The 6,229-nt window shown below is 69.9% G+C and carries 4 protein-coding genes and 1 rRNA gene; 4 read left to right on the forward strand and 1 reads right to left on the reverse strand.

From position 1 onward, the window contains the following. The 3 genes from VM938_10095 to VM938_10105 all read left to right on the forward strand — a co-directional run. Nucleotides 1–1,098, forward strand: a 1,098-nt coding sequence (locus VM938_10095) for an argininosuccinate synthase (GenBank protein ID HVF75388.1), incomplete at its 5' end; no start/stop codon positions are given. Continuing rightward, nucleotides 1,095–2,483 carry an argininosuccinate lyase gene (gene argH / locus VM938_10100; GenBank protein HVF75389.1) on the forward strand — a complete coding sequence of 463 codons (1,389 nt, stop codon included), beginning with the start codon at nucleotides 1,095–1,097 and terminating at the stop codon, nucleotides 2,481–2,483. The genes VM938_10095 and argH, both read left to right, overlap by 4 nt. Then, on the forward strand, nucleotides 2,464–3,048 hold the full coding sequence (locus VM938_10105) for a DNA-3-methyladenine glycosylase (protein HVF75390.1): 585 nt from the start codon (nucleotides 2,464–2,466) through the stop codon (nucleotides 3,046–3,048). Before argH ends, VM938_10105 begins: the two co-directional genes overlap by 20 nt. A 60-nt stretch (nucleotides 3,049–3,108) precedes the next feature. Here the strand turns inward: VM938_10105 and VM938_10110 are convergent, their stop codons facing one another. After that, the gene (locus VM938_10110) at nucleotides 3,109–5,373 is read right to left on the reverse strand and encodes a PBP1A family penicillin-binding protein (GenBank protein ID HVF75391.1); all 2,265 of its coding nucleotides are present in this window, start codon (nucleotides 5,371–5,373) and stop codon (nucleotides 3,109–3,111) included. Between the two features lie 431 nt (nucleotides 5,374–5,804). Between VM938_10110 and VM938_10115 the strand changes: the two genes are divergently transcribed. Next, nucleotides 5,805–6,229 (forward strand): 16S ribosomal RNA (locus VM938_10115); the annotation flags it as partial.

Below are 6,229 nucleotides of genomic sequence, written 5' to 3' on the forward strand. Positions count from 1 at the left end.
GTCGGTCAGGAGAGGTCACCCGGCAGCGACATGGAGGACGTGCGTCAGCGCGCCCTCGCGGCCGGAGCCGTCGAGTCGGTGGTGGTCGACGCACGAGATGAGTTCGCCCGCGACTTCGTCGCCCCCGCTCTTCGGGCCAACGCCATGTACGAGGGGAGGTACCCCCTCGTCTCAGCATTGTCGCGCCCGGTGATCGTCAAGCATCTCGTGGCCGCAGCCCGGCAGTTCGGCGCCGACGCCGTCGCCCACGGCTGCACCGGCAAGGGCAACGACCAGGTGCGCTTCGAGGTGTCGACCCGCGCCCTCGCCCCCGACCTCGAAGTGCTGGCCCCCGTGCGCCACTGGGGCTTCACCCGCGAAGACGCCATCGACTACGCCGAGAAGCACGACATCCCCCTCGAAGTCACCCGCGAGAAGCTGTACTCCATCGACGAGAACCTGTGGGGCCGTGCCATCGAGTGCGGCGTCATGGAGGACCCGTGGGTGTCGCCGCCCGACGACGTCTACACGCTGACCCGCCAGACGGCGACCGAGCCCATCGAGCTGGTCGTCGCCTTCGAGCAGGGCATCCCGGTGTCGATCGACGGGCGCGCCCTGCCCCTGCACGAGCTCATCGCCGAGATGAGCCGCGTGGTCGGGGCCTACGGCTACGGCCGCCTCGACATGGTGGAGAACCGCCGGGTCGGCATCAAGAGCCGTGAGACCTACGAGTGCCCCGGCGCCCTGGCCCTCCTGCAGGCGCATGCCGACCTCGAGGACCTGTGCCTGGAGCGCGACCTCCATCACGAGAAGGCCCGCCTGGAGCCCCGCTACGCCGAGCTGGTCTACGACGGCCTGTGGTTCTCGCCGCTGAAGCAGGCGCTTGACGCATTCATCGACGAGAGCCAGCGCTTCGTCACCGGCGAGGTGCGGCTGCGCTGCGAGCCGGGCCGGTGCTTCCCCGTGGGCCGCCGCAGCGACGTGGCCCTCTACGACTACGGACTCGCCACCTACGACGCCGCCGACACCTTCCGCCACCAGGACGCCGAGGGCTTCGTGCGGTTGTGGGGCCTCGGCGTGCAGACGTGGGCGGCCCGCCAAGAGCGGCGCCCGGGATGACCCTGTGGCAGGGCCGCTTCGGGGACGGCCCGTCCGACGAGCTCCTCGCTTTCACCGTCAGCCTGCCCTACGACCAGCGGCTGGCCCTCGACGACCTGACCGGCTCCCGCGCCCACGTGCGGGGCCTGGCTCGCGGCCACATCCTCCCCGACGACGAAGCCCAGATCCTGCTGGCCGCGCTCGACCGGGTGCAGGAGGAACTACAGACCGAGTCGTTCAAGTTCCAGCCGGGCGACGAGGACATCCACACGGCCATCGAGCGCCGGGTCACCGAGATCGCCGGCCCCGTCGGCGCCAAGCTCCACACCGGGCGCAGCCGCAACGACCAAGTGGCGACGGCGTTCCGCCTTTACACCAAGCGCGAGTTGCGGGGCATCGTGCACCGGGTGCTGGCACTGCAGCACGTGCTGCTCGATCGTGCGGTAGCGGCAGGCGACGTGTACCTGCCCGGCTACACCCACCTCCAGCGAGCGCAACCGGTCTTGTTGGCGCACCACCTGCTGGCCCACGGCTGGGCGCTGTCGCGCGATGTCGACCGGCTGCTCCAGACCATCCGCCGCCTCGACGTGTCGCCCCTCGGGGCGGGCGCGCTGGCGGGCTCGTCGCTCCCGCTCGACCCCGACTTCACCGCCACCGAGTTGGGCTTCGGCGCCCGCTTCGAGAACTCGCTCGACGCGGTGAGCGACCGTGACTTCGTGGCCGAGGCGCTGTTCGACCTGGCCCTCCTCGGCGTGCACCTGTCGCGCATCGGCGAAGAGGTGGTGCTGTGGTCGACCGAGGAGTTCGGCTTCCTCCACCTCGACGACGCCTACGCCACCGGTAGCTCGATGCTGCCGCAGAAGAAGAACCCCGACGTGGCCGAGTTGGCCCGGGGCAAGGCGGGCAGGCTCATCGGCCACTTGACCGCCATCCTCACCACCCTCAAGGGCTTGCCGCTGGCCTACAACCGCGACCTGCAAGAGGACAAGGAACCGCTGTTCGACGCCCTCGACCAAGTGGCGTTGGCGCTGGCCGCGCTGGGCGGGCTGTTGCGCACGGCCACCTTCGACGCCGGGCGCATGCGCGCCGCGGCCGACACCGAGTCGTCGTCGGCCGTCGACCTGGCCGAGTGGCTGGTCGAGCGGGGCACCCCGTTCCGAGAGGCGCATGCCATCGTCGGGGGGCTGGTGCGCGACGCGCTCGAACGCCATGTGCCGCTGTCGGAGTTGGTCGAGGCCCACCCCGCCCTCGGCACCGAAGCGCTGCCGTTGCTCGAACCGGGCACGGCCGTGTTCCGCCGCACCACGGCGGGCGGCGCCGGCCCCGACCCCGTGCGGGCGCAGCTCAAGCGGTTCCGGGAGCACGTGGCCGTCGACGAAGAGCGCCTTGCCGCCGCTTCGCCGTGAGTTCTACCGGCGCGATCCCCGTGAGGTGGCGCCCGAGCTGCTGAACAAGGTGCTGGTCGCAGGCGAGCGCCGCGGCCGCATCGTGGAGGTCGAGGCGTACTGCGGGTCGATCGACCCCGGCAGCCACACGTACCGGGGCATGACCGACAGGAACGCCACCATGTTCGGCCCGCCCGGGTTGCTGTACGTCTACTTCACCTACGGCATGCACTGGTGCTGCAACGCCGTGTGCGGCGACGAAGGCGTCGGCGTCGCCGTGCTGCTGCGGGCCGTCGCCCCCCTCGACGGCCTCGACGCCATGCGCGCCGCCCGCGGTGCCACGGCGCGGCGAGACCGCGACCTGTGCAGCGGCCCGGCCAAGCTGGCCCAAGCCTTCGGCATCACCGGCGCCCACGACGGCGCCGACCTCGTCACCGGCGACCGCGGCGTGACTATCGAAGACGACGGCACCCCGCCGCCTGCCTCCCCGGGGAACGGCGTGCGCATCGGCCTGGCCAAAGGCAAAGGCGACGAGCACCCCTGGCGCTGGTGGGCCTCCGACGACCCCAACGTCTCCCGCCGCTGAGACCCCCGCTCCCGAGTACATAGGGTGCCTTTTCGGCACCCTATGTACTCGGGACGGGAGCTACTTGGGGTTGACCCAGATCGTCACGACCGAGCCGGGGTCGACCCGGGTGGAGCCCGACGGCGACTGCTTCCACACCTGGCCCTTGCGGGAGGCCGAGCCGGGGCTCTTGGGCTCGGCCTGGTTGATCACCCGCACCTTCAACCCCGCCTCCGAGATGCGAGCCCGAGCGGCGGCATCGGCCATCTCCAACACGTCGGGCACCACGGCCGAGGCCACCCCGTTGGCCACCTGCAGCGTGACCGTCGACCCGCCCGCCGCCTGGTCGTCGCCCGGCGGCGTCTGCCCTACCACGTAGCCGGGCGGGTAGTCGTCGCTGCGCACGAGCTGGCGCACGGCCCGGAACCCCTCCCGTGACAACGCCGCCTCGGCCTGTTCGACCGGCATGCCCAGCACGTTCGGCACCGTCAGCAGCACCGACTCGGCCGAGCCGTCCAACGACGGCGGCACCGGGAAGGGCGTGATGGGCCGGTCGGCCGTCGCCGCCGACATGTAGAGCTGCCAGATCTGCGCGGGCCACGACCCGCCCGTCACCCGCACCCGCGTGGTGGGCGGCACCATCGACACCTGCGAACGGGGGAAGCCCACCCACACCGCCGTCACCAGTTCGGGCGTGTAGCCCACGAACCAGGCGTCCTTCCACACCTGCCCGGTCCCGGTCTTGCCCGCCACGGGCCGCCCGATGCGGGCATTCTCGCCCGTCCCTCGGGTCACGACCTGCTGCAACACGCTGGTCACCGCGTCGGCCGTCTCCTGCTTGATCACCCGTTCCGGCGAGTGCTCGTGCTGGAACAGGACGGAGCCGTCGTGGGCCACCACCTTGGTGACGTACACCGGCGGCACCCGCACGCCGCGGTTGGCAAACGTCGCATACGAAGCAGCCATCTCCAGTGCGGTCACGTCGTTGGAGCCGAGCACGGCGGCGGGCAGCGGGTCCTGCGGCGATGTCACCCCCAGCCGGGCCGCCATGGCCACGCCCTCCGACGGCCCCACCTCCAGGATGAGCCGGGCGTACACGGTGTTGACCGAGTGCACGGTGGCGTCGACCAGGTTCATCTGCCCGCCGCCGCCGCCCTCGTAGTTGTCGACCTCCCAGGTCGAACGGGTCAGGGGAATCGTCAGTCGCGGGGGAGCGTCGTAGACCTTGCTCAACGGGATGCCCCGTTCGAGCGCGGCGGCCAGCACGAAGGGCTTGAACGACGACCCCGCAGGCCGCGAGCCCTGGGTGGCCAGGTCGAACTTGTCGTACGGCCCGCCGCCGAAGAAGTCGCGGCCCCCCACGATGGCCCGCACGAAGCCCGTCTTGGCCTCGACGGTGGCGACGGCCCCCGCCGGGTCCCGCTCGGGCTGCGACAGCACCTTGGCCACCGCCGCCTCGGCCTGCCGTTGCTTCTCCAGGTCGAGGGTGGTGGTGATCTGCAGGCCGCCCTCGAACAACAGCCGCCGTCGATCGGCCGCCGTCTCGCCGAACCGGGGGTCGTCGAGGACGAACCGCTTCACCCGCTCCACGAAGTAGGGGGCGGCGTAGCGCTCGTCGGCTCGTTGCTCCTGCACCACGAGCGGCTCGGCAGCAGCGGCGTCGGCCGCAGCCCGCTCGACCACGCCCAGCTCGACCATCTTGTCGAGCACCGCCCGGCGCCGGGCCATGGCCGCCTCGGGGTTGCCGTAGGGATCGGTGGAGCTCGGCGCCCGGATGAGCCCGGCCAACAGCGCCGCCTGCCCCAGCGTGACCTCGAACACCGGCCGGGCGAAGTACTCCTTCGACGCCGCCTGCACCCCGTAGGCGCCGTTCCCGAAGTAGATGGTGTTGAGGTACAGCTCGAGGATGCGTTCCTTGGAGTACTGCTTTTCCAGTTGCACGGCCAACGCCGCCTCTTGGATCTTGCGGCGCATGTTGCGCTCCCTGCCCACCACCTCGTTCTTCACGTACTGCTGGGTGATGGTGGAGCCGCCCTCCCGGATCTCGCCGCCCTCGGCGTTGGCGTAGGCGGCCCGCAGCACCGCCTTGGGGTCGACGCCCTTGTGCTGCCAGAAGCGCTCGTCCTCCACGGCCACCACCGCGTCACGTAGGACCGCGGGGATGCGGTCGTAGGCGACTGTCTCCCGGTTCTCCTCGGCGTGCAGGGTGGCGAGCAGGGTGCCGTCGGCCGCGTAGATGCGGGACGACTCGGCCACCGGCAGCTGCTGCACCGCCAGTGGCTTGGTCGTCCAGGCGCATCCGCCCGTCAAGGCGAGCGCGACAAGGAATGCGGCGACCCGGCGCACAGTTGCTAGTGTCGTCCACCTCGGGCCGCTACCGGCGGACCCCGGGCGGCGCACCGGCTCCGGCGTTTGACAGCCGAGAACGGTGTGCTAGAGTAACAACCCGCTCGACGAAGCCCCTCGGGGCCCGGAGAGCCAGGAGCCGAGGAAGTGCAACCCACTGGGTTGTGTCCCTCGGGCCAGCGGATTTCCGCACCTACGGACTCTCCTCCCAGGAGAGACGCGTGCCTGCCGCAGAGCGCTCCTTGAAAACGGAACAGAGAAGAATGCCAAAAGCTCGTGCGGGCGAGGCATTCCGGCTTGCCGGGATGTTTCGTTCATACGTCAATGCACAGCAAACGGACAAGTCAGTCCGTTCTGTGCCAGTCGGTGGAGGGATGAGTGTTTCCCAAAGCCGGCTCTCCGATCTCAAGACCCTTCCAGGGGTCGAGATCTCAATGGAGAGTTTGATCCTGGCTCAGGACGAACGCTGGCGGCGTGCTTAACACATGCAAGTCGAACGAGGTCCAACCAGTCGCAAGACTGGGGAAGACCTAGTGGCGAACGGGTGAGTAACACGTGAGCAACCTGCCCCGAAGACCGGGATAACACCGGGAAACTGGTGCTAATACCGGATATCCCCTCCGAATCGCATGGTTTGGTGAGGAAATGGATTCCGCTTCGGGATGGGCTCGCGGGCCATCATGCTTGTTGGTGGGGTAACGGCCCACCAAGGCTTACGGCTAGCTGGTCTGAGAGGACGATCAGCCACACTGGGACTGAGACACGGCCCAGACTCCTACGGGAGGCAGCAGTGGGGAATCTTGCCCAATGGGCGAAAGCCTGAGGCAGCAACGCCGCGTGCGGGATGACGGCCTTC

Source organism: Acidimicrobiales bacterium (genome assembly GCA_035536915.1).
In the GTDB taxonomy this organism is placed as follows: domain Bacteria; phylum Actinomycetota; class Acidimicrobiia; order Acidimicrobiales; family JAHWLA01; genus JAHWLA01.